The sequence below is a fragment of the Streptomyces lasiicapitis genome (assembly GCF_014646335.1).
Lineage (GTDB): Bacteria > Actinomycetota > Actinomycetes > Streptomycetales > Streptomycetaceae > Streptomyces > Streptomyces lasiicapitis.
In genome coordinates, this window is record NZ_BMNG01000009.1 from 406,457 (window position 1) to 427,474 (window position 21,018).

The 21,018-nt window shown below is 72.2% G+C and carries 14 protein-coding genes; 6 read left to right on the forward strand and 8 right to left on the reverse strand.

Features of this window, described 5'->3' with window-relative positions; all coding sequences use genetic code 11:
- Positions 1-14: 14 nt before the first annotated feature.
- From IEY91_RS21700 to IEY91_RS21715, 4 genes are all read right to left on the reverse strand, one after another.
- Positions 15-1,070, reverse strand: a complete 1,056-nt coding sequence (locus IEY91_RS21700) for a tartrate dehydrogenase (RefSeq protein WP_189175338.1) — start codon at positions 1,068-1,070, stop codon at positions 15-17.
- A gap of 158 nt (positions 1,071-1,228) precedes the next feature.
- Positions 1,229-2,113, reverse strand: coding sequence for a LysR family transcriptional regulator (locus IEY91_RS21705; protein WP_189175294.1), 885 nt, complete (start codon positions 2,111-2,113; stop codon positions 1,229-1,231).
- A gap of 144 nt (positions 2,114-2,257) precedes the next feature.
- Positions 2,258-4,039, reverse strand: a complete 1,782-nt coding sequence (locus tag IEY91_RS21710) for an ABC transporter ATP-binding protein (RefSeq protein ID WP_164317521.1) — start codon at positions 4,037-4,039, stop codon at positions 2,258-2,260.
- Positions 4,036-5,985 (reverse strand): ABC transporter transmembrane domain-containing protein, encoded by a 1,950-nt coding sequence (locus tag IEY91_RS21715; protein WP_189175339.1) that lies wholly within the window; start codon positions 5,983-5,985, stop codon positions 4,036-4,038. The genes IEY91_RS21710 and IEY91_RS21715 overlap by 4 nt, the downstream gene beginning before the upstream one ends.
- Before the next feature lie 160 nt (positions 5,986-6,145).
- Between IEY91_RS21715 and IEY91_RS21720 the strand changes: the two genes are divergently transcribed.
- The gene (locus tag IEY91_RS21720; protein ID WP_189175295.1) at positions 6,146-6,910 is read left to right on the forward strand and encodes a L,D-transpeptidase family protein; all 765 of its coding nucleotides are present in this window, start codon (positions 6,146-6,148) and stop codon (positions 6,908-6,910) included.
- Between the two features lie 81 nt (positions 6,911-6,991).
- On the opposite strand, the gene IEY91_RS21725 is transcribed toward IEY91_RS21720, so the two are convergent.
- Positions 6,992-8,470: a Gfo/Idh/MocA family protein gene (locus IEY91_RS21725; RefSeq protein WP_189175296.1), complete on the reverse strand. Its 1,479-nt coding sequence runs from the start codon at positions 8,468-8,470 to the stop codon at positions 6,992-6,994.
- Positions 8,471-8,645: 175 nt separating this feature from the next.
- Between IEY91_RS21725 and IEY91_RS21730 the strand changes: the two genes are divergently transcribed.
- On the forward strand, positions 8,646-9,503 hold the full coding sequence (locus tag IEY91_RS21730; protein ID WP_189175297.1) for a maleylpyruvate isomerase family mycothiol-dependent enzyme: 858 nt from the start codon (positions 8,646-8,648) through the stop codon (positions 9,501-9,503).
- Between the two features lie 35 nt (positions 9,504-9,538).
- On the opposite strand, the gene IEY91_RS21735 is transcribed toward IEY91_RS21730, so the two are convergent.
- The 3 genes from IEY91_RS21735 to IEY91_RS21745 all read right to left on the reverse strand — a co-directional run bounded on the left by IEY91_RS21735 (position 9,539) and on the right by IEY91_RS21745 (position 13,541).
- Positions 9,539-9,832, reverse strand: a complete 294-nt coding sequence (locus IEY91_RS21735; protein ID WP_164317511.1) for a hypothetical protein — start codon at positions 9,830-9,832, stop codon at positions 9,539-9,541.
- A 186-nt stretch (positions 9,833-10,018) separates the two neighbouring features.
- On the reverse strand, positions 10,019-13,009 hold the full coding sequence (locus tag IEY91_RS21740) for an FAD-binding and (Fe-S)-binding domain-containing protein (RefSeq protein ID WP_189175298.1): 2,991 nt from the start codon (positions 13,007-13,009) through the stop codon (positions 10,019-10,021).
- A gap of 88 nt (positions 13,010-13,097) precedes the next feature.
- Positions 13,098-13,541, reverse strand: coding sequence for a MarR family winged helix-turn-helix transcriptional regulator (locus tag IEY91_RS21745; protein ID WP_164317508.1), 444 nt, complete (start codon positions 13,539-13,541; stop codon positions 13,098-13,100).
- A gap of 158 nt (positions 13,542-13,699) precedes the next feature.
- Between IEY91_RS21745 and IEY91_RS21750 the strand changes: the two genes are divergently transcribed.
- The 4 genes from IEY91_RS21750 to IEY91_RS21765 all read left to right on the forward strand — a co-directional run bounded on the left by IEY91_RS21750 (position 13,700) and on the right by IEY91_RS21765 (position 20,972).
- Positions 13,700-15,559, forward strand: coding sequence for an ABC transporter ATP-binding protein (locus IEY91_RS21750; RefSeq protein WP_189175299.1), 1,860 nt, complete (start codon positions 13,700-13,702; stop codon positions 15,557-15,559).
- Between the two features lie 65 nt (positions 15,560-15,624).
- A complete protein-coding gene (mltG, locus tag IEY91_RS21755) occupies positions 15,625-16,476 on the forward strand; it encodes an endolytic transglycosylase MltG (RefSeq protein ID WP_189175300.1) in 852 nt (283 codons plus the stop codon).
- Positions 16,477-16,610: 134 nt separating this feature from the next.
- Positions 16,611-17,903, forward strand: coding sequence for a S8 family peptidase (locus IEY91_RS21760; RefSeq protein WP_189175301.1), 1,293 nt, complete (start codon positions 16,611-16,613; stop codon positions 17,901-17,903).
- A 234-nt stretch (positions 17,904-18,137) separates the two neighbouring features.
- A complete protein-coding gene (locus IEY91_RS21765; protein ID WP_229697134.1) occupies positions 18,138-20,972 on the forward strand; it encodes a M4 family metallopeptidase in 2,835 nt (944 codons plus the stop codon).
- Positions 20,973-21,018 lie beyond the last annotated feature (46 nt).

Consider the following 21,018-nt stretch of genomic DNA (forward strand, 5'->3'; position numbering starts at 1 on the left):
CGGTGCCGAGGCGGTCAGAGCAGGTCGAGGAGCTTGTCGGTGAACTCGGCGGTCGTCGCACCGCCACCGAGATCGGGCGTAAGGACATCCGTCTTGGCCAGCACCGCGGCGATCGCGTCGGTGACGTCCTTGGCCGCCTCGGGATGCCCGAGGTGGTCGAGCATCATGGCGGCCGACCAGATCGCGCCGAGCGGGTTGGCGACGCCCCGGCCTGCGATGTCGGGCGCGGAGCCGTGGACGGGCTCGAACATCGAGGGGAAGTCGCGCTCGGGGTTGAGGTTGGCGGCCGGGGCGATGCCGATGGATCCGGCGACGGCGGCGGCGAGGTCGCTGAGGATGTCGCCGAACAGGTTCGAGGCGACGACCACGTCGAAGCGGGCCGGGTCGAGTACGAACTTCGCCGCCAGCGCGTCGATGTGCTCCTGGTTCCAGTCGACTTGAGGGTGGGCGGCGGCACGCTCGGCGACGAGTTCGTCCCAGAACGGCATGGTGTGCACGATGCCGTTGGACTTGGTGGCCGAGGTGAGCGTCCCGCCGCGCCGCGCGGCCAGCTCGAAGGCGAAATCGAGGACCCGGGTCACCCCGGCACGCGTGAAGACCGCTTCCTGGACGGCCAGTTCCTCGGGGGTCCCCCGGTTCAGCCGGCCGCCGATCTCGCTGTACTCGCCCTCCACGTTCTCGCGTACGACGACGAAGTCCACGGCACCTGCGGCGGCACCGCGCAGCGGGCTGTCGACGCCCTCGAAGACGCGGATCGGCCGCAGGTTGACGTACTGGCGGAAGCCGCGCCGGATCGGGATCAGCAGCCCCCACAGGGAGACATGGTCGGGCACGCCCGGGTATCCCACGGCGCCGAGCAGGATCGCGTCCTTGTCGCGGAGCTGATCGAGGCCGTCGGCGGGCATCATCGCGCCCTCACGGACGTACCGCTCGCAGGACCAGTCGTACGACGTGTACGAGAAGTCGATGCCGTGGCGGGCGCCGACGGCGTCAAGGACCTGCTGGGCGGGCGGCAGGACTTCGGCGCCGATGCCGTCGCCGGGGATGAGGGCGATGCGGTGGCGGGTCATCGCGACGGGGTGGCCGGTCATGGGGTGATGGCGGGTCATGCGCCGATTGCAGCAATCAGGCCGGCGGACCGTCCAAGTCGCTCTGCCGATCTGGCATATAAGGCCGGGTTATCAGTGGCCCACCTGCCGGGTTACCAGCGGCCCAAGGGCGGGCTTCCCTAGTTCTTGACCGCCTCCAACGCGTACGTCACGAACGTGCGGGCCGCGGGAGACAGCCCCGTGCGGCGGCTGACCAGTGCGATCCGCAGCGTCGTCTTCGGCTCGATGTCCAGGACCAGCGCCCCGGCCCGCTCGGCCATGGTGCGCCAGGACTCGGTGACCACGGCGAGCCCGACGCCGGCGAGGACCAGGGGGAGGATCGCCACCCGGTGCTCGGTCTCCGCCGCGACGGTGATGTCGATGCCGCGTTCGCGCAGGCCGTCGACGTACGCGCGCATTCCCGTACCGCGCTGCCCGACGATCAGCCGCTGCCCGGCCAGCGCCTCACAGGCGATCGACTGCCCGGCCGGAAACGGTCCTTCGGGCGGCGTGACGAGCACGAAGCGCTGCTCCCCGGCGGCATGTGACACCACTTCCTTGTCGGGAAGCGGCCCCGACGTGGCGAGAAGGCCCAGCTCGGCGGCGCCGGTGCGCACCATGTCGACCACGTCACGGGAGGTGAAGGCGGCCCGGACGCTCACCGACACACCCGGGTACGGGCCGCTGAACGCGCGGACCATCGTGGTCAGCGGCTCGACCGCCTGGGAGGGCATCGCGGCGATGTCGAGCCGGCCCTCGCGCAGCTCGTGCACGGCCGCGACGCTGGCGCGGGCCGTCTCCAGGCCACGCACGGCGGCGCGGGCCGGTTCGATCAGCGCCGTCCCGGCTTCGGTGAGCACCGCGCGGCGGCCGATCCGGTGGAACAGGCTGCCGCCCAGGTCCCGCTCCAGCGCCCGCACGGCCTGGGAGAGCGCGGGCTGCGAGACGTACAGGGCGTTCGCCGCCCGGTTGAAGCCTCCGTGATCGACGATCGCGAGGAAGTACTCCAGCTGCCGGATGTCCATGACGGCCATCCTGCCTGCGGCCGGCCCGTGCGCCGGGGTGAGGGGCGCCGGAGCGTCGAGGCCACGGCGCGCGGCGTCCCTGACCGCCCGCCGTGCGCGGGACTGGGCCCCGCCGTCCCACAACCCCCGCCGCCCGCGGCCACCTCACCCGTGCCAAGACCTCCACAACGCCGCATAGGCCCCGTCCGCCCGCACCAGCTCGTCATGGCTGCCGAGTTCGCTGATGCGCCCGTTCTCGACCACGGCGATGACGTCCGCGTCGTGGGCGGTGTGCAGACGGTGGGCGATGGCCACGACCGTGCGGCCGTCGAGTACGCGGGCCAGGGAGCGCTCCAGGTGGCGCGCCGCGCGCGGGTCGAGGAGCGAGGTCGCCTCGTCCAGGACCAGCGTGTGCGGGTCGGCCAGGACGAGCCGGGCCAGCGCGATCTGCTGCGCCTGCGCGGGGGTGAGGCCGAAGCCGCCCGAGCCGACCTCCGTGTCGAGCCCGTCGTCGAGGCCGCGCGCCCAGGCGTCCGCGTCGACCGCGCCGAGAGCCGCCCACAGCTCGGCGTCGCTCGCCCCGGTCCGCGCGAGCAGCAGGTTGTCGCGGAGCGACCCCACGAAGACGTGGTGCTCCTGGTTGACGAGCGCCACATGGGCGCGGACGTCCTCCGCGGGCATCCGCGTCAGCTCGGCGCCGCCCAGCGTCACGCGGCCGGTGCGCGGCCCGTAGATCCCGGCGAGCAGCCTGCCCAGCGTCGACTTGCCCGCGCCGGAAGGACCGACGAGCGCGACCCGCGACCCGGGCTCGACCGCCAGGGACACCTCGCGCAGCACGTCGACGCCCGCGCGGTAGCCGAAGTGCACGTCGTCCGCGAGGACGGCGCGCCCCTCCGGCCGCACGGAGGCGTCGCCCGCGTCCGGCTCGATGTCGCGCACGCCGACGAGCCGGGCCAGCGACACATGCGCGACCTGCATCTCGTCGTACCAGCGCAGAATGATGTTCAGCGGGTCGACGAGCATCTGCGCGATGAGCGCGCCCGTCGTGAGCTGACCCACCCCGATCCACCCCTGCAGCACGAAGACGCCGCCGATCATGAGGACCGAGCAGAGCACGATGATGTGGGTGGCGTTGATGACGGGGAAGAGGACAGAGCGCAGGTAGAGCGTGTAGCGCTCCCAGGCCGTCCACTCCTTGATGCGCCGCTCGGACTGCTCGACGCGGCGCGCGCCGAGCCGGTGCGCCTCCACGGTCCGGCCCGCGTCGACGGTCTCGGCGAGGGCGGCGGCGACGGCCGCGTACCCGGCGGCCTCCGAACGGTACGCGGACGGCGCCCGCTTGAAGTACCAGCGGCAGCCGACGACCAGCACGGGCACGGCGAACAGCAGCGCAGGGGCGAGCGGCGGCGCGGTCACGGCGAGGCCGCCCACCAGCAGGCCCACCCACACCACGCCGATGGCGAGCTGCGGCACGGCCTCCCGCATCGCGTTGGCGAGCCGGTCGATGTCCGTGGTGATACGGGACAGCAGGTCACCGGTGCCCGCGCGCTCCAGTACGCCCGGCGGCAGGCCCACCGAGCGCACCAGGAAGTCCTCGCGCAGGTCCGCCAGCATGCGCTCGCCGAGGATCGCCCCGCGCAGCCGCACCTGACGTACGAAGAACGTCTGCACCAGCAGCGCGAGCGCGAACAGGCCGACGGTGCGCTCCAGATGAAGCTCACGGGACTTGTCGGAGACGCCCTCGACGACGTCGCCGAGGAGGTACGGGCCCACCATGGAGGCGGTCACGGCGAGCGTGTTCACGGCGATGAGCAGCAGGAAGGCGCGCCGGTGGCGCCGGAACAGCTCGCGTACGTAGGCGCGTACGGTCGCGGACGCCCCGACGGGCAGCGTCTCGGCGGTGGTCGGGGCCGCCGGGTCGTACTCCGGCGGCGCCAGGCCGATCATGCGGACTCCTCGATGTCGATGTCGATGCCGGTTTCGATGTCCGGTACGTTCACTTTGCGCGGGCCGCCGTCACGCTCGTCCACGGCTGCCTCCGTGGCCGACGCCGCGGCCACCTCGTCGTCCGTCTCGCGCGTCACCACGGCCCGGTACCGCGGCTCGCTCACGATCAGCTTGCGGTGTTCGCCGACCGCGGCGACCTCGCCGTCGTGCAGGAACACGACGCGGTCGGCGCGGTCCAGGAGCAGGGGCGACGAGCTGAGGACCACGGTCGTGCGGCCGGCGCGCAGCTCGCGCAGACCGTCCGCGATGCGTGCCTCGGTGTGCGAGTCGACGGCGGACGTCGGCTCGTCGAGCACCAGGGCCTCCGGGTCGGTGACCAGCGACCTGGCGAGCGCGAGACGCTGGCGCTGGCCGCCGGACAGGGAACGGCCGCGCTCGGTGAGGCGGGCGTCCATAGGGTCGTCCGCGACCGAGCCCTGAAGGAGGGCGTCGAGCACGTCGGAGCACTGCGCGGCGGCCAAGGCCTGCCGTGCGCTCACGGCTCCTGACGACGGTACGTCCAGGAGCGCGCGCAGCGTTCCGGACAGCAGGACCGGGTCCTTGTCCTGTACGAGGACGGCGGTGCGGGCCGTGTCCAGGGGGACCTCGTCCAGCGGTACGCCGCCGAGCCGCACCGACGGCAGCTCCGCCGCCTCCTCGAATGCCGGGTGCCCGCCGAGCCGTTCCGCGAGCCTCCCGGCCACGTCGGGGTCGCCGCACACGACGGCGGTGAGGCGTCCGGCGGGGGCGAGCAGGCCGGTGGCGGGGTCGAGGAGGTCGCCGGAGGGCACCTCATGAGCCCCACCTCGCGCCTGCTGCGCACCACCTTGCGGCTCGTGCGCACCATCCCGCGCCTCCTGCGCACCACCCCGTGCCTTCTGCACAGCATCCTGCGCGTCCTGCGCACTCTCCGTCCGCTCCAGCGCAAGCACCCGCGCCGCCCGCTTCGCCGAAGGCCGCGAGAACGAGTACGCCATCGCGATCTCCTCGAAGTGCCGCAGCGGGTAGTTGAGCAGCATCACCGCGCTGTACACGGTGACCAGTTCGCCCACCGTGATGCGGCCGTCCTGGGCCAGGTGCACGCCGTGCCAGACGAGCGCCACCAGGAGCAGCCCCGGCAGCAGGACCTGAATGGCCGAGATGACCGCCCACATGCGCGCGCTGCGCACGGCCGCCGCCCGCACCTCCTGCGAGGCGCGCCGGTAGCGGTCCAGGAACAGCTCCTCGCCGCCGATGCCGCGCAGCACCCGCAGTCCCGCGACGGTGTCGGAGGCCAGCTCGGTGGCGCGCCCGGCCTTCTCGCGCTGGACGTCGGCGCGCCGGGTGGCACGTGGCAGAAGCGGCAGGACGGCGACCGCGAGGAGCGGAATGCCGATGGCGACGACGATGCCGAGCGAGGGCTGGTACACGAGCAGGCCCACGCAGACCGCGACCACGGTCAGCGCGGCGGCGGCGAACCGCGACAGGGCCTCCACGAACCAGCCGATCTTCTCGACGTCGCCCGTGGACACGGCCACGACCTCGCCCGCGGCGACCCGCCTGGTGAGCGCGGCGCCGAGCACCGCGGTCTTGCGGGCGAGCAACTGCTGGGTGCGGGCCGCCGCCGTGATCCAGTTGGTGACCGCGGTGCGGTGCAGCATGGTGTCACCGACCGCGACGGCGATCCCGGCCAGCAGGATCACACCGCCCGCGGCGGCGAGCCGTGTGCCCGAGCGGTCGACGACGGCCTGCACGGCGAACCCGACGGTGTACGGCAGCGCCGCGATGCCGAGGAAGTGAAGCAGCCCCCAGCCGAGCGCCTTGAGCTGGCCGCCGAGCTGGTTGCGGCCGAGCCAGAGCAGGAAGCGGGGACCCGAGCGGGTGTCGGGCTCGCCCGGGTCTGCGTACGGAAGATCGCGAATCTGCATGATGTCCAAGCGCCCGGAGGTAACAAACCGTGAAAGGTTCGCCTCGTTGCGTGGCCCGAAGCAAACGATTTTCCGTGGCCGGGCAAAGAGTCGGCCATTCCGCGGCGCCGCGCGCGGTCCGTGTCCGGGTGCGGAAGCGCCCGGTGCGACGATGGAGCGCATGCGAATAGCCGGTGTGGTGCGAGTCGCGGCCGCGGCAGTGGTCAGCTCCGTCCTTCTGACGTCCTGCGGCGGATCGGGCGACGACGACGGGGACACGGGGGACGGCGGCGGCGCCCGGAAGGCAGGCCGTACGGACGCCCGCGCCGCCGAGGACCTCAAGCGCATCCCGGACGTCGGCGACCGCCTCCAGTCACGCATCCCGAAGAACTCCCGCCAGGTCGTGGCGGTCTACGGAGAGGGCAGGAACTCGGCGGACGCGACGGTCGTTCTCTATACGAAGTCCGCCGCCACGAAGTCCGCCGCCACCTGGAAGAAGACCCGCAGCTGGCCCGCCCACAACGGCAAGAAGGGCTGGACGCCGAACCACCGCGAGAACGACAAGCGCAGCCCCGTCGGCGTGTTCACCCTCAGCGACGCGGGCGGTGTCCTCGCCGACCCCGACCCAGCCCGGGGCACCGGACTCCCGTACACGAAGTCCGCCGCCTTCCAGGCCCCGCACTACTGGCCCAAGACGCACTGGCACGACTTCGACCACGTCATCGCCATCGACTACAACCGCGTCAAGGGAACCCCGCCCAACGACCCGACACGCCCCCAAGGGCAGTCCAAGGGCGGCAGCATCTGGCTGCACATGGACCACGGAAGCGGCACGTCCGGCTGCGTGAGCCTGTCGAAGTCCGGCATGCGTTACCTGCTGCGCACGCTCGACCCGAAGCAGCACCCGGTCGTCGTGATGGGGGACAAGGAGGCCCTGAAGTCCTGAGGGAGCGGCCCGAGTTCTGAGGGAGCGGCCCGGCGGCCGGACCGCTCCCCGTGCGTCATGCGTTCAGGACTCCCTGTGCGTTCAGGACTCCTTGGGCTTCTCCGAGTCCATCCCGGGACGCGCCTTCTTCCACAGACCCCGGGTGAAGTCCGGGATCGCCTGCGGCGCGCCCTTCGCCTTGATCGAGGCGTGGCTCAGCGGCACCGGTGCCGTCCAGGTCGCCGCGTCGTACACGTCGAAGTCCGGCACGAGACCGAGACGTACGCACTGCATCAGGCGGAACACCATGATGTAGTCCATGCCGCCGTGCCCGCCGGGCGGGTTGGCGTGCTCCTTCCACAGCCAGTGGTCGAACTCGGCGGCGTACTTGCCGAAGTCGCCCCACTCGTCGTCCGTGTGGTCGGGCTCGATGTAGATGCGCTCCGGGTAGTCCTCGAAGACGCCCTTGGTGCCGCCGAGGCTGTTGATGCGGCTGTAGGGGTGGGGCGTGGAGACGTCGTGCTCCAGGCGGATCACGCGGCCCTTGGCGGTCTGGACGAGGCTGATGGTGCGGTCGCTCTCGATGTACGTCTCCTTCCAGCTCGGGTCGCCGGGCGGCATGTGCGCCTTGCGGTACTCGGCGAGGCCGAGGGAGGGCGTGCCGAAGCTGGAGATGTGCGTGACGCGGTCGCCGCGGTTGACGTCCATGTAGTTGGCGACGGGGCCGAAGCCGTGGTTGGGGTACAGGTCGCCGCGCAGCCGTGTGTGCCACAGGCGGCGCCACGGGCCCTCGTAGTACTTGGGGTCGAACATCAGGCCGCGCAGGTCGTGGTTGTACGCGCCCGCGCCGTGCAGCAGGTCACCGAACTTGCCCGCGTGCGCCATCCGCAGGACCCGCATCTCGTTCTTGCCGTAACAGCAGTTCTCCAGCTGGATACAGTGTCTGCGGGTGCGCTCGGACAGGTCGACCAGCGCCCACAGTTCGTCGAGGCGCATCGCGACGGGACACTCCACGCCGACGTGCTTGCCGTTCAGCATCGCCGACTTGGCCATGTCGAAGTGCAGGTCCCAGGGCGTCGCCACGTACACGAAGTCGACGTCGCCGCGCTCGCAGAGCTTCTCGTAGTCGTGGTCGCCATTGGTGTACGTCGCGGGGGCGGGCTGGCCCGCGGCCACCACCTTCTTCGCGGCCGCCGCCGTCTTGTCCTTGACCGGGTCGCACAGCGCGACGACGCGTACGCCGGGCAGGGCCAGGAACAGGTCGATCATGCTGCCGCCGCGGTTGCCGAGGCCGACGATGCCGACGCGGACCGTGGAGCGGGCCTCGAAGGGGACGCCGATCATGGTCTTGCCCTTGCGGGCCGGGGCCGGGGCCGGGGCCTGGGCGGCGTCGGCGGCCGCGGACGCCACCGCCGGGGCTTCGGCGGGGGCGTCCGCGTGGGCCGCGCCGGTGCCGAAGGCGCCCAGGCCGAGGCCGGCACCCGCTATGCCTGCCGTGCGGAGGACCGTACGCCGGGAGCTACCACCGGTGGACTGGTCGGTGGACTCTTCGGGTGCCGGTGTCGCGTTCTCGTCGTGCATCGGACCTCCGTGATCGCGGTGCCTATCTGTGGGCGGAAGACACCCTGATGGCGGGGCGATCGGGACGCAAGAGACCGAAGTGGCCAAGGGGTTGGACTTTTCTCGAGGCGGTCGGTGGTCATCAGGAAGGGGATATCCGGTGGCCATCGGGACATTCGGTCGGCAGGCTTGAGCCATGAACTCCTGGCCCACCGGTGAGCCGAGCCACCTCTGGCTCGGTGCCCCGATCGACGCCCGCCCTCTGTTCGCGCCCGAGCACGCCGCGCTGATGGCCACCCTGCGCGGCCTGGCGCCCGCCGACTGGGGCAAGGAGGCGGTGCCGGGCTGGACGGTGCGGGATCTGGCCGCGCACGTCCTGGGCGACTTCTACGGGCGCCTCGCCCGGGACCGCGACGGGCACCGGGAAGGGCCCGCCTTCGCTCCGGGGGAGACGCTGGAGGCGTTCATCCACCGCATCAACCAGGAATGGCTGGACGCCTTCTCGCGGGTGAGCCCGGCCGCGCTCACCGACACCCTCGACCTTGTGGGCGGGCAGGTCGCCCGGCTCTTTGAGGCCGCCGATCCCGACTGCCCCTCCCTGGGCGTGTCCTGGGCCGGAGTCGATCCCGCGCCGATGTGGCTGGACAGCGCCCGTGACTTCACCGAGTTCTGGACCCACCGCCAGCAGATCCGCCGCGCGGTCGGCCAGGACACCGACGCCGATCCGCGAATCCTCTCCGTGGTCCTTGACACCTTCATGCGGGCCCTGCCCCACACCCTGCGCGACGTCGCCGCGCCGACCGGCACGCAGATCCAGGTGCGGGTGGACGGTCCGGCCGGCGGCACCTGGACCGCGACGGCCGCCGGGGACTGCTGGTCGCTCGCCGAGCCGGACGCCGGACGTCCCGCCGCGCTCGTCGCCCTGGACGCGGAGACCGCCTGGCGGCTGTGCACCCGGGGCATTCAGCCGGACACCGCGCTCGCCCGTGCCCGTGTCGAGGGCGACCGCGAACTGGCCGGAGCCGCCTGCCGGATCGTGTCGATCGTGTACTGACAGCAGGCGGCCCGGCGCGCGACCGAGTGTGTCGGTCAGCGGGTGACGACGTTGTGCGCGGGGGTGATCTGCGGCTCGCCGTCGGCGTGGCCCAGATCGGCGAGGATCGGCTGCAGGATCTTCCCGAAGTTCTCGAACGCCTCCTCGGACTCCCATACGTCGACGACCCGCCACCCGCCGTCGATCGGCCCGGCCGCGTGGGAGATCAGTCCGGGCGCGGGAATGTCGGCGAGCGAGGTGAACTCGCCGCCGTCGGTGAGGCGGCTGACGCAGGCGTCGTAGAGCTCCTGCCCGACGCCCGGAGTGTCGAATGTGACGATGATGGCCATGTCGTCCCCCACTGCTCGCTCACTGCGTACGGCGATCGCTCCGGTCGGCGCGATCCCCCTCATGCCTACCCGAGCACTGTCCGCGCGTCGACGGCCTCGCGGGGGCCGGGTGGCGGGAGCTGAGGCACGGCGGAGGGTTCCGCGCCCCGGGTGAGCCGACTGCCACCCGGCGTGCGCCGCCCTCTCCTAAGGCTTCGTGGGCCGCGTGGCCCGCTCCAACTCCTGCAGCACCGACCCGTACTCCCGCCCCGTCGCGTGCTGCATCCCCACCTCGCACAGGCGGTTCGCCGAGAGATGGGCGTCGAAGTGGCGGGACGTCACCTCGGCGGCCTCCCGGTGCGTGGCGGACTCCGTGAGTTCCTTGTGGAGCATGCCCCGGTCGCCCGCGAACGCGCAGCAGCCCGCGTCGTCCGGGACCACGACTTCGTCGGCGCACGCCTCGGCGACGGCGCGTAGCTGCGGCTCGTCGCCCAAGTGGTGCATGGAGCAGGTGGGGTGGAGGACGGCGGTGCCGATGGTGCGGTGGACGGTGAGGTGGGGCAGGAGGTCCTCGGCGGCCCAGACGAGGGAGTCGACCACCGTCAGTTCCTTGTGCAGTTGGCGGTTGTCGTCCGTGAGGTAGGGCACGACCTCGTGGGCGATGCCGAGCGTGCAGGACGAGGCGTCCACGACGAGCGGCAGCGCCCCGCCCGCGGTCCAGCCCCAGGCGGCCTCCACGATGCGGTTGGCCATCACGCGGTTGCCCGCCTCGTACCCCTTGGAATGCCAGATCGTCGCGCAGCACGTCCCCGCGACGTCGTCCGGGATCCACACCGGCTTGCCCGCGCGGGCGGAGACCGCGACGACGGCCTGCGCGAGGGGGACCGCGCCGGGGCTGGCGAAGATGCGGTTCACGCACGCCGGGTAGTAGACGGCGGACGCGCCCACGCGCGCGGTGTGCGGGAGCCGGGCGGGGGCGGCGCCGGGGATCTCCGGCAGCCACTCGGGGACCAGGTCAGGGCGGACGGCCTTGCGGGCGGCCCGGGTGACGGCGGTCAGGAGACGATCACCCCGCCGGTCGCCCCTTCCGTCTCGCCCGCCCCGGCCGCCGCCGAGGCGCGCGCCGAGCGTGTCGGCCGCGGCCACCGCGAGCCGCGCCGAGGCCTCGACCGCCTTGAAGTTCCGGGCGGCCAGCGCGGCCGCCCTCTCCTCGCGCGGCGAGTGCCGGGCGTGCCGGAAGTCCTTCATCAGGGCGCCCGTGTCGATGCCGACGGGGCACGCCAGCTTGCACGTGGAGTCGCCGGCACAGGTGTCCACGGCGTCGTATCCGTACGCCTCGACGAGGCCGTCCTCGACCGGGGAACCCGGCTGCTGCCGCATCATCTCGCGGCGCAGCACGATGCGCTGGCGCGGGGTGGTCGTCAAGTCCTCGCTGGGGCACGTCGGTTCGCAGAAGCCGCACTCGATGCACGGGTCGGCGATCACCTCGACCTTCGGGATGGTCTTCAGGCCCCGCAGATGGGCGCGCGGATCGCGGTCGAGGACGATACGGGGCGCGAGCACGCCGTCCGGGTCGATGACGCGCTTCGTGCGCCACATCAACTCCGTTGCCCTCGGGCCCCATTCGAGCTCCAGGAACGGCGCGATGTTGCGGCCCGTCGCGTGCTCGGCCTTGAGCGAGCCGTCGAACCGCTCGACGGTCAGCCGGCAGAACTCGTCCATGAACGCGGCGTACCGGTCGACGTCGGCGGGCCTGCCCGCGTCGAAGGCGAGCAGGAAGTGCAGATTGCCGTGCGCCGCGTGCCCGGCGACGGCCGCGTCGAAACCGTGCCGGGTCTGGAGCTCCAGGAGCGCCTCGCAGGCGTCCGCGAGACGCGACGGGGGCACGGCGAAGTCCTCGGTGATCAGCGTCGTCCCCGCGGGGCGTGAGCCGCCGACGGCCGTCACGAACGCCTTGCGGGCCTTCCAGTAGCCCGCGATCGTCTTCGCGTCACGGGTGAACTCGTTGGTCACGGAGGCCACGGGCGCCACCAGGGAGAGGTCGCCGAGGACCCGCGCGGCCGCCTCCTCGTACGCCTCCTGACGGGCCTCGTCCGGCGCGCGGAACTCCACCAGGAGCGCGGCCGTGTCCTTCGGCAGCCGCGCCCAGTCGGCCGGAACTCCCTGCACGCTCACCGAGGCGCGCAGCGTGTTGCCGTCCATGAGCTCCACGGCCAGGGCGCCCGCCTCGTTGAACCGGGGCACGGCGGCAGCGGCGGCGGGCAGCGACGGGAAGAACAGCAGCGCCGTCGTCACGCGCCGGTCCAGCGGCAGCGTGTCGAAGACGACTTCGGAGATGAAGCCGAAGGTGCCCTCGGAGCCGACCATCAGGCCGCGCAGGATCTGCACGGGCGTCGCGCCGTCGAGGAACGCGTCCAGGCGGTAGCCGTTGGTGTTCTTGATCTCGTACTTCGCGCGGATCCGGGCGGTGAGCTCCGGGTCCGCCTCGATCTCCCGCTTGATCTCAAGCAGGCCCGCGCACAGGGCGGGTTCGGCGTGCGCGAGCTCGTCGTCGGCGTCCGGGTCCGCCGTGTCGACGACCGTGCCGGACGGCAGCACGAACGTCAGGGACGCCACCGTGCGGTAGGAGTTGCGGGTGGTGCCCGCCGTCATCCCGGAGGCGTTGTTCGCCACGACGCCGCCGATGGTGCAGGCGATCGCGCTCGCCGGGTCCGGGCCGAGCACCCGCCCGTGGCGGGCGAGCGTGGCGTTGGCGCGCACCACCGTCGTGCCAGGACCGATCCGCGCGCGCACCGCGCCCCCGGGGCCCTCGATCACCTCGACGCCCGTCCAGTGCTTGCGTACGTCCACGAGGATGTCCTCGCCCTGCGCCTGGCCGTTCAAGGAGGTGCCGGCCGCGCGGAAGACCACCTCGCGGCTCCGGCCGTGCGCGTACGAGAGGACGGCCGAGACGCCGTCGATGTCCTCGGCGACGACCACGACCTGCGGCACGAAGCGGTACGGGCTCGCGTCCGACGCGTACCGCACCAGGTCGGACACCTTCGTGAGGACCTTGTCGGCACCGAGGATCGCGGCGAGGTCGGCGCGCAGTGGTTCGGGGGTGCCGCCGGCCCGGTGGTCCGGGACGCGGTCGGAGGACGGCGCGCGGCCGTCGGGGGCGGGGCGCAGTGCGTCGGGGTCCGGCTCCAGCAGGGGCATGGCCTCTCCTCGGCAGATCGGCTGCGGCTCTCGCAGGTCGGCTGCGGTCCTCGCGTGGGCGGCGGGTCGGCGGCGACGCCCGGCGAGGTCAGCAGCGGTGGCGCTCCGGCACGTCGAACAGCGCGTCGAGCAGGCCGCCGAGCTGCTCGCGCTGCGCGGCGTCCAACGGAGCCAGGATGTCCTCCGCGGCGGCCCGGCGCGCGCCGCGCAGCCGCCCGAGGGCCTTGAGTCCGCCGTCGGTGAGCTCTATGCGGATGACGCGGCGGTTGGTGGGGTCGGGGACGCGGCGCACCAGGTCGGCCGCCTCCAGGCCGTCGACCACGCTGGTCACGGCGCGGGGCACCACCTCCAGGCGCTCCGCGAGGTCCGCCATCCGCGGCGGCGTCTCGTAGTGCGCGAGGGTGCGCAGCAGCCGTGACTGGGCCGGCGTGATGCCGATGGGCTCCAGATGGCGCTTCTGGATGCGGTGCAGCCGACGGGTCAGCCGCAGCAGTTGCTCGGCCAGAAGTCCGTCGGTGTCCGGGTTGCTCATGGCCGAACTTTATCAGGACCTTGTGCATTGTGAGTATAGGTAACAATGAGCTACGCTCTCATAGTCATCGCCGGAGCGCCGGCGGCGCGGGCCGGCGGATCGGCGGCCACGCTGCCGCCTGCCCGCGCCCGGCCCCCGTCGCACTCCCGTAGGAGCCCATGCGTCACGACGAACCCACGCGGAACCTCGAATCCGAACAGCCCCGCGAACAGCCCCGCGAACAGCCCGGCGAGCAGCCCCGTGAGCTGCGCCGCATCCTGCGCCTCTTCCGTCCCTACCGCGCCCGTCTCGCGCTCGTGGGCCTCCTGGTCTGCGCCGCGTCCCTGGTCTCGGTGGCCACCCCCTTCCTCCTCAAGGAGATCCTCGACACCGCGATCCCCGAGGGCCGCACGGGCCTGCTGAGCCTGCTGGCGCTCGGCATGATCCTCAGCGCGGTCGTCACCAGCGTCTTCGGCGTCCTGCAGACCCTGATCTCCACGACCGTCGGCCAGCAGGTCATGCACGACCTGCGCACGGCGGTGTACGGCCGCCTCCAGCGCATGTCCCTCGCCTTCTTCACCCGCACCCGCACCGGCGAGGTCCAGTCGCGGATCGCCAACGACATCGGCGGCATGCAGGCGACGGTCACGTCCACGGCCACCTCCCTGGTGTCGAACCTGACGAGCGTCATCGCGACGGTCGTCGCCATGCTCGCCCTCGACTGGCGCCTGACCGTCGTCTCGCTCCTGCTGCTCCCCGTCTTCGCCTGGATCAGCCGCCGCGTCGGCCGCGAGCGCAAGAAGATCGCCACCGAACGCCAGAAGCAGATGGCCGCGATGGCCGCCACGGTCACCGAGTCGCTGTCCGTCAGCGGCATCCTGCTCGGCCGCACCATGGGCCGCGCCGACTCGCTGACCCGCTCCTTCGAGGAGGAGTCCAGACAGCTCGTCGACCTCGAGGTCCGCTCCAACATGGCCGGACGCTGGCGCATGGCCGTCATCACGATCGTGATGGCCGCGATGCCCGCGGTCATCTACTGGAGCGCCGGCCTCGCCTTCCAGATGGGCGGCCCCACCGTCTCCATCGGCACGCTCGTCGCCTTCGTCTCGCTCCAGCAGGGGCTGTTCCGCCCGACGGTGAGCCTGCTCTCGACCGGCGTGCAGATCCAGACCTCCCTGGCGCTGTTCCAGCGCATCTTCGAGTACCTGGACCTGCCCATCGACATATCCGAACGCCGGGACCCGGTCCGCCTGGAGACCATCAAGGGCGAAGTCCGCTTCGAGAACGTCTCGTTCAGCTATGACGAACACGAGGGGCGCGACGAGCACGACGGGCACGACAAGCGCGCCCCCGTCCTCGACGGCATCGACCTCACCGTGCCCGCCGGCGGCAGCCTCGCGGTCGTCGGGCCCACGGGCTCGGGCAAGTCGACCCTCAGCTACCTGGTGCCGCGCCTGTACGACGTCACCGGCGGCCGCGTCACGCTCGACGGCGTCGACGTGCGCGACCTGGACTTCGACACCCTCGCCCGCGGCGTCGGCGTCGTCTCCCAGGAGACGTATCTCTTCCACGCCTCGGTCGCGGAGAACCTCCGCTTCGCCAAGCCGGACGCGACGGACGAGGAAATGCACGCGGCGGCGCGCGCCGCCCAGATCCACGACCACATCGCGGCCCTGCCCGACGGGTACGACACCGTGGTCGGCGAGCGCGGCCACCGCTTCTCCGGCGGCGAGAAGCAGCGCCTCGCCATCGCCCGCACGATCCTGCGCGACCCGCCCGTCCTCATCCTCGACGAGGCCACCAGCGCGCTGGACACCCGCACGGAGCACGCCGTGCAGCAGGCCATCGACGCCCTGTCGGCCAACCGGACGACGCTCACCATCGCCCACCGCCTGTCGACGGTCCGCGACGCCGACCAGATCGTGGTCCTCGACTCCGGCCGCACGGCCGAGCGCGGCACCCACGGCGAGCTCCTCGACCGGGGCGGCCGCTATGCCGCACTGGTGCGGCGGGACGCCCGACTGGAGCCGGTGACATGAGGCAGTGGGGCGAGCGGAGTAGTGATATGCAGCAAATATGACGAATGTCGGGTTAGCGTTCCCGCATGTACAACACGACCCCGCCACGGGGCACGAAACGGGGCACGATCCGGCTGACGCGCCGGGGCTGGATCACCTTGGCCGCCATCGGCGCCGTCACGGCGGGCGTCGCCGTGGCGGTGCCGATGCTGCTGCCCCTCACCAGCACTGACGAAGCCCGGCCCAAGACGCTGACCGTCCCCGAGGGCTGGCGCTCCGGCCAGGTGTACGAGGCGGTCGACAAGGCCCTGGACGTGCGGGCCGGGACCACCAAGAAGGCCGTCTCCAAGACCGACCTCAAGCTCCCGGGCGACGCGGGCGGCAACCCCGAGGGGTACCTCTTCCCGGCGACGTATCCCATCGGCTCCCAGTCGACGCCCGCCTCCGTCCTGTCGTACATGGTCAACACCGCGAACAAGAAGTTCAGCGGAGGCCACGTCACCGCGGGGGCCGACCGCAACGCGGTGAACATCTACCAGACCATCACCATCGCGAGCATGGTCGAGGCCGAGGCGGACACCAAGGAGGACATGGGCAGGGTCGCCCGCGTCATCTACAACCGCCTGGACCGGGGCATGCCGCTGCAGATGGACTCCACCATCAACTACGCCCTGAACCGCTCCACGCTCAAGACCACCAGCCGCGACACGAAGATCACCAGCCCGTACAACACCTACGCCCGCATGGGGCTGCCGCCGACCCCGATCGGCAACCCCGGCGAGGCCGCCATGCGCGCCGCGACCAGCCCGACACCGGGGGACTGGCTGTACTTCGTGACGGTGAAGCAGGGCGACACCCGCTTCACCGCGAACTACGAGGAGCAGCAGCGGAACGTGGCGGAGTTCAACCGCAACGGACAGCAGGCCGCCGCCCGCTGAGCGGCGGGCCTTGTGCCGCCCTGAGCCGCGCGAGACGCTGGCGTGCGTTTTTTCCGCCGGACCAGCGAAAGGTTCAGGTGCAACCCGAGATGAGACACCCGAGACAGACGAGACATCTGAGATATCCGAGACCGATGGGTACGTCCATACGCCGCCGGTCGGCAGCGGTGGCGCTGTCCGCCGCGCTGCTCGCCGCGGGACTCCAGCTCGGCGCCGCTCCCGCGTACGCCGGGTCCGAACGGGCCGCCCCCGAGGGGGAGTTACGGCTCGCCGGTTCCGGTGAGGCCGCGGTGCCGGACGGCTGGATCGTCGTCCTCAAGGAGCCCGCGGGCGCAGCGGCGGCCGAGGTGTCCGCCGTGGCGCGCGACCTCCTCGGGCGGGCCGAAGGGGCGCGGCTCGGCCATGTGTACCGGGCGGCGCTGCACGGCTTCTCCGCCTCGATGAGCAGGGCCGAGGCCGCCCGCACGGCCGCCGACCCCCGCGTCGCGTACGTACGCCAGGACACCCGGGTGCGCGTCGGCGCGACGCCGTCCACGCGGCCGGACCCCACGCGGCTGTCCGCGACAGCCGTCGACCAGACCCAGCCCAACGCCCCCTGGGGCCTCGACCGCATCGACCAGCGGAAGCTGCCGCTGTCCACGACGTACACGTACCGGACCACCGCGCCGGACGTCAGCGTGTACGTCGTCGACACCGGGCTGCGCACCACGCACCAGGAGTTCGGCGGCCGCGCCTCGGTGGGCGTCGACACCGTGGGCGACGGGCAGAACGGCAACGACTGCCACGGCCACGGCACGCACGTCGGCGGCGTCGCCGCGGGCACGACGTACGGGGTGGCCAAACAGGCCAAGCTGGTGGCGGTGCGCGTCCTCAACTGCCAGGGATCGGGGACGATTTCGGGCGTCGTCGCGGGCATCGACTGGGTGACGGCCAAGGCCGTGAAGCCCGCCGTCGCGAACATGAGCCTGGGCGGCGGGGCCAGCGACGTCCTGGACCGGGCCGTGCGCAACTCCATCGCCTCGGGCGTCACGTACACCGTCTCGGCGGGCAGCGCGGGCCAGCCCGGCGGGGCCTGCTCCACCTCGCCGTCGCGGGTGCCCGAGGTCATCACCGTGGGCGCGAGCGACCGCGGTGACCGGGTGACGTCCTCCTCCAACCACGGCAAGTGCGTGTCGCTGTTCGCGCCCGGCGCGCAGATCCCCTCGGCCTGGAAGGACAGCGACACGGCCACCGCCACGCTCAGCGGTACGTCGATGGCGACCGCGCACGCCGCCGGCGCCGCCGCGCTGCACCTCGGCTTCCGGCCCGCCGACACCCCGGCGCAGGTGAAGAAGGGCCTGGTCGACAACGCCACGACGGGTGTGCTCCAGGGCAATCCGCCGCCGGTCGTGCCGGACAAGCTGCTCTACACCCTCTATCTGCCTTGACCGATTCTCCTGCCTCGACCGATCCTCCTCATTTCCACGAAGGATCTTCACAGGGCCGGAAGCGGTCTTGGCTCCTCTGTGCCCCATTGATGCGGCGGCGCATCGTCGCTTCCATGGCTGCCCTGTCCGGTGGCATCGTGCCGCCGGACCGGTCATGAGGGGGCTGGGGAGACAGTGCGTCGGTCCGGATCACGCTCGGCGAGACCGAGAGCAGGCAGAGCACAGCGGAACGGATTGACCGGTGCGGCGGCGCTCATCAGCGTCGCCGCACTTGTCGTGTCGGCGGCGCCCGCCGGTGCGGCCGACCCGGCGGGCCAAGCGCCGCCGCCGAGCCCGGGGGAGGTGATCCCGGGGCAGGACACGGCGACGCCCGCGCTGGTGCGGGGCATCCGGGAGCAGGCACCGGCGGGCGGCAGCGCCGCGACCGCCGCCCGCGGCTACCTGGAGTCGAAGGAGAGCCGCTACCGCATCGAGGAACCGGCCCGCGACCTGGTGCCGCTGCCGACCGCCACCGGCGCGGGCGGCCAGGAGACCGTGCGGCTCCAGCAGAAGCACCGGGGCGTGCCGGTCCTGGGCGGCCAGTACGTCGTACGCATGGAGAGGAAGAACGGCGAGCGGGTCGTCACCGGCACGTCCGGCAAGTACTTCACCGCCCTGCGCACGGCCACCGAACCCGGGATCGGCGAGGACCTCGCGGTCGAGCGGGCCGTCGACGCCGTACGCGACGACCTGAACAAGCGGCGGTTCCCGCAGCGGGCCGCCGAGGAGCGCGACGACGGCGAGGCGGGCGCGGCGAAGCTGAAGGGCACCTTCCGCGGCCTCGTCGTGCTGCCCACCGGACCCGGCGTGCTCACCCGGCACGTCACCGTCCGCGGCAGCGATCCGGCGAGCGGCGAGCCCGTGCTGCGCGAGGTCTACATCGACGCGCGCGCCGGGTACCCGGTCCTCACGTACAGCGGAATCAAGACGTTCGGCGGCGCCGCGCGGAGCACGGCGGGCAACGCCACCGGCACCGGCACGCGATCCGCGGCAAAGGCAAAGGCAAAGGCAGAGGCAGAAGCGGGCGAGAAGGGCTCCGGCGTCAAGCTGGACGGCAGGTCCGTCGCCCTCGACGTGGAGCGCGACACCTGGCGCGAGCAGTACGTGCTGCGCGACACCACCCGCATCCCGGACGAGGAGGGCTACGGCCGCACCCTGTCCACGTGGGACGCCCGGGACAGGTCCGTGGGCGAGGTGATCGGCCAATGGCCGCCGGGCATCCAGGAGTTCGGCTCACCCGACCTCGCCTTCGGCGGCGACGCCACCGAAGCGGGCGCGGTGGACGCGCACTGGGGCGGCGCGCAGGTCTTCGACTACTTCAAGGACAAGCACGGTCGCACGAGCCTCGACGGGCACGGCATGACCGTCAACTCCCTGGTGGGCGTGACGAACGGCGGCCAGCCCTACGTCAATGCCTTCTGGGACGGCCAGAAGATGGTGTACGGCAACGGCGACGCCGAGTACAAGCCGCTCTCCGCGGGCCTGGACGTCGTCGGCCACGAGATGACGCACGGCGTCGTCGAGCACACTGCGGCCCTGGTCTACGCGGGCCAGTCCGGCGCCATGAACGAGGCGATCGCCGACTACTTCGGCAACGCCATCGAGACCGAGGCGTACCAAATCCCCACCGACGACCCGGACTCGGGCCTGGTCGGTGACCGTTTGTGCCGCACGAAGACCCCGCGCGAGTGCGCGTTCCGCGATCTCAACGACGGCCGGAACACCGCCAAGCACTTCCTCGGTGTCGGCTTCGGCACCGACAACGGCGGCGTCCACCTCAATTCCACGATCTTCGCGGGCGCGCTGTGGGACGCCCGCGAGGACCTGGGTGCCACGCTCACCGACAAGCTCGTGTACCGGGCGCTCACCCAGTACCTGACCCCGCTCGACGGCTTCACCGAGGGCCGGGCCGCGGTGCTCGCCGCCGCCGAGGACCTCGGCGTCACGGCGGCGGACCAGAAGGCCCTGCAGCGCGCCTTCAACGCCCACGGCATCGTGCCCGGCTGGGAACTCGCCCTGGGCGTGGACTCCGACACGCTGCTCGACCGCGTCAACACCTACGACACGCGCCTCGGCGCGGGCGGCGGCTGGTGGGCGGCCTCCAAGTCCAACGAGGAGGGCTCGGAGCCGTACTCGGTGTGGGCCGGCCGCGCCGACGGCACGGGCTCGCCGAAGCTGATGAGCCCCAACGACGGCCGCTACCACGTCAATCCGGCCACCGACGGCAAGACCGTGGTGTGGCAGGCGGTCGGCCCCACGGGCACGGAGATCCTCGCCAGGCCGCTGGCCGGCGGGCCCGTGAAGAAGCTCGCGCAGCACTCGCGAGGCGTCGGGGACGCGGTGTCCGTCGACGGCGACGTGGTGACGTACCAGTACTACAACCACGGCGGGCGGCGCGGCGTCGTCTATCTGAGCCTGAGGGACCCGGCGAACAGGACGAGCGTCGGCGGCGGCACCTACCACCAGGCCTACTTCCCTTCGGCGAGCGACGGCAAGGTCGTCTACCAGGAGATGAAGCGGGTGCGCGCCGTCTACGAGTGGAGCACCGTCCTCGTCGACGTCGCCACCGGGGAGCGCACGCGGATCCAGTCGGCGGCGCCGGGCGCGAGCCTCGGCCCGACCGGCATCAACGGCAAGAAGGTGTTCTGGCTCGTCGACGAGAACGGCGCCGACAGTGCGACCGCGCTGCGCCGCGCCGACTTCGACGGCTCGGGCGTGGCCGACCTCAGCCCGGAGACCCGCCCGCACCCGCTGAACGCGTACGACCTCACGGTCTCGGGCGACGCGGTCACCGTCGGCGCCCGGCTCCCGGACACCGAGTACCGCAACGAGACGCTGGCCAAGCTCTGGCAGTTCGCGGCGGACGGCTCACCCAAGGACGACGCCACGCGCAGGGGCCGGGTCTCCTGCAACCGGGGCGAGCAGTTGTCGGCCGCCGCCGGGGTGGGCAGCCGGGTGCTGTGGCTGGACGCGACCACGGGCGTCAGCGACGTGGTGACGCGGGCACGGCCCACGGGGCGGTGCGGCTGATCCGCGTCACTTGGTGCGGCTGATCCGAATCAGTTCCGAAGCCGAT

Bases quoted from the DNA above. Each gene is read 5' to 3' on its own strand.
- IEY91_RS21700 (WP_189175338.1), bottom strand. From the start codon at position 1,070: ATGACCCGCCACCGCATCGCCCTCATCCCCGGCGACGGCATCGGCGCC.
- IEY91_RS21720 (WP_189175295.1), top strand. From the start codon at position 6,146: ATGCGAATAGCCGGTGTGGTGCGAGTCGCGGCCGCGGCAGTGGTCAGC.
- IEY91_RS21735 (WP_164317511.1), bottom strand. From the start codon at position 9,832: ATGGCCATCATCGTCACATTCGACACTCCGGGCGTCGGGCAGGAGCTC.
- IEY91_RS21725 (WP_189175296.1), bottom strand. From the start codon at position 8,470: ATGCACGACGAGAACGCGACACCGGCACCCGAAGAGTCCACCGACCAG.
- IEY91_RS21760 (WP_189175301.1), top strand. From the start codon at position 16,611: ATGGGTACGTCCATACGCCGCCGGTCGGCAGCGGTGGCGCTGTCCGCC.
- IEY91_RS21740 (WP_189175298.1), bottom strand. From the start codon at position 13,009: ATGCCCCTGCTGGAGCCGGACCCCGACGCACTGCGCCCCGCCCCCGAC.
- mltG (WP_189175300.1), top strand. From the start codon at position 15,625: ATGTACAACACGACCCCGCCACGGGGCACGAAACGGGGCACGATCCGG.
- IEY91_RS21750 (WP_189175299.1), top strand. From the start codon at position 13,700: ATGCGTCACGACGAACCCACGCGGAACCTCGAATCCGAACAGCCCCGC.
- IEY91_RS21715 (WP_189175339.1), bottom strand. From the start codon at position 5,985: ATGCAGATTCGCGATCTTCCGTACGCAGACCCGGGCGAGCCCGACACC.
- IEY91_RS21710 (WP_164317521.1), bottom strand. From the start codon at position 4,039: ATGATCGGCCTGGCGCCGCCGGAGTACGACCCGGCGGCCCCGACCACC.
- IEY91_RS21730 (WP_189175297.1), top strand. From the start codon at position 8,646: ATGAACTCCTGGCCCACCGGTGAGCCGAGCCACCTCTGGCTCGGTGCC.
- IEY91_RS21705 (WP_189175294.1), bottom strand. From the start codon at position 2,113: ATGGACATCCGGCAGCTGGAGTACTTCCTCGCGATCGTCGATCACGGA.
- IEY91_RS21745 (WP_164317508.1), bottom strand. From the start codon at position 13,541: ATGAGCAACCCGGACACCGACGGACTTCTGGCCGAGCAACTGCTGCGG.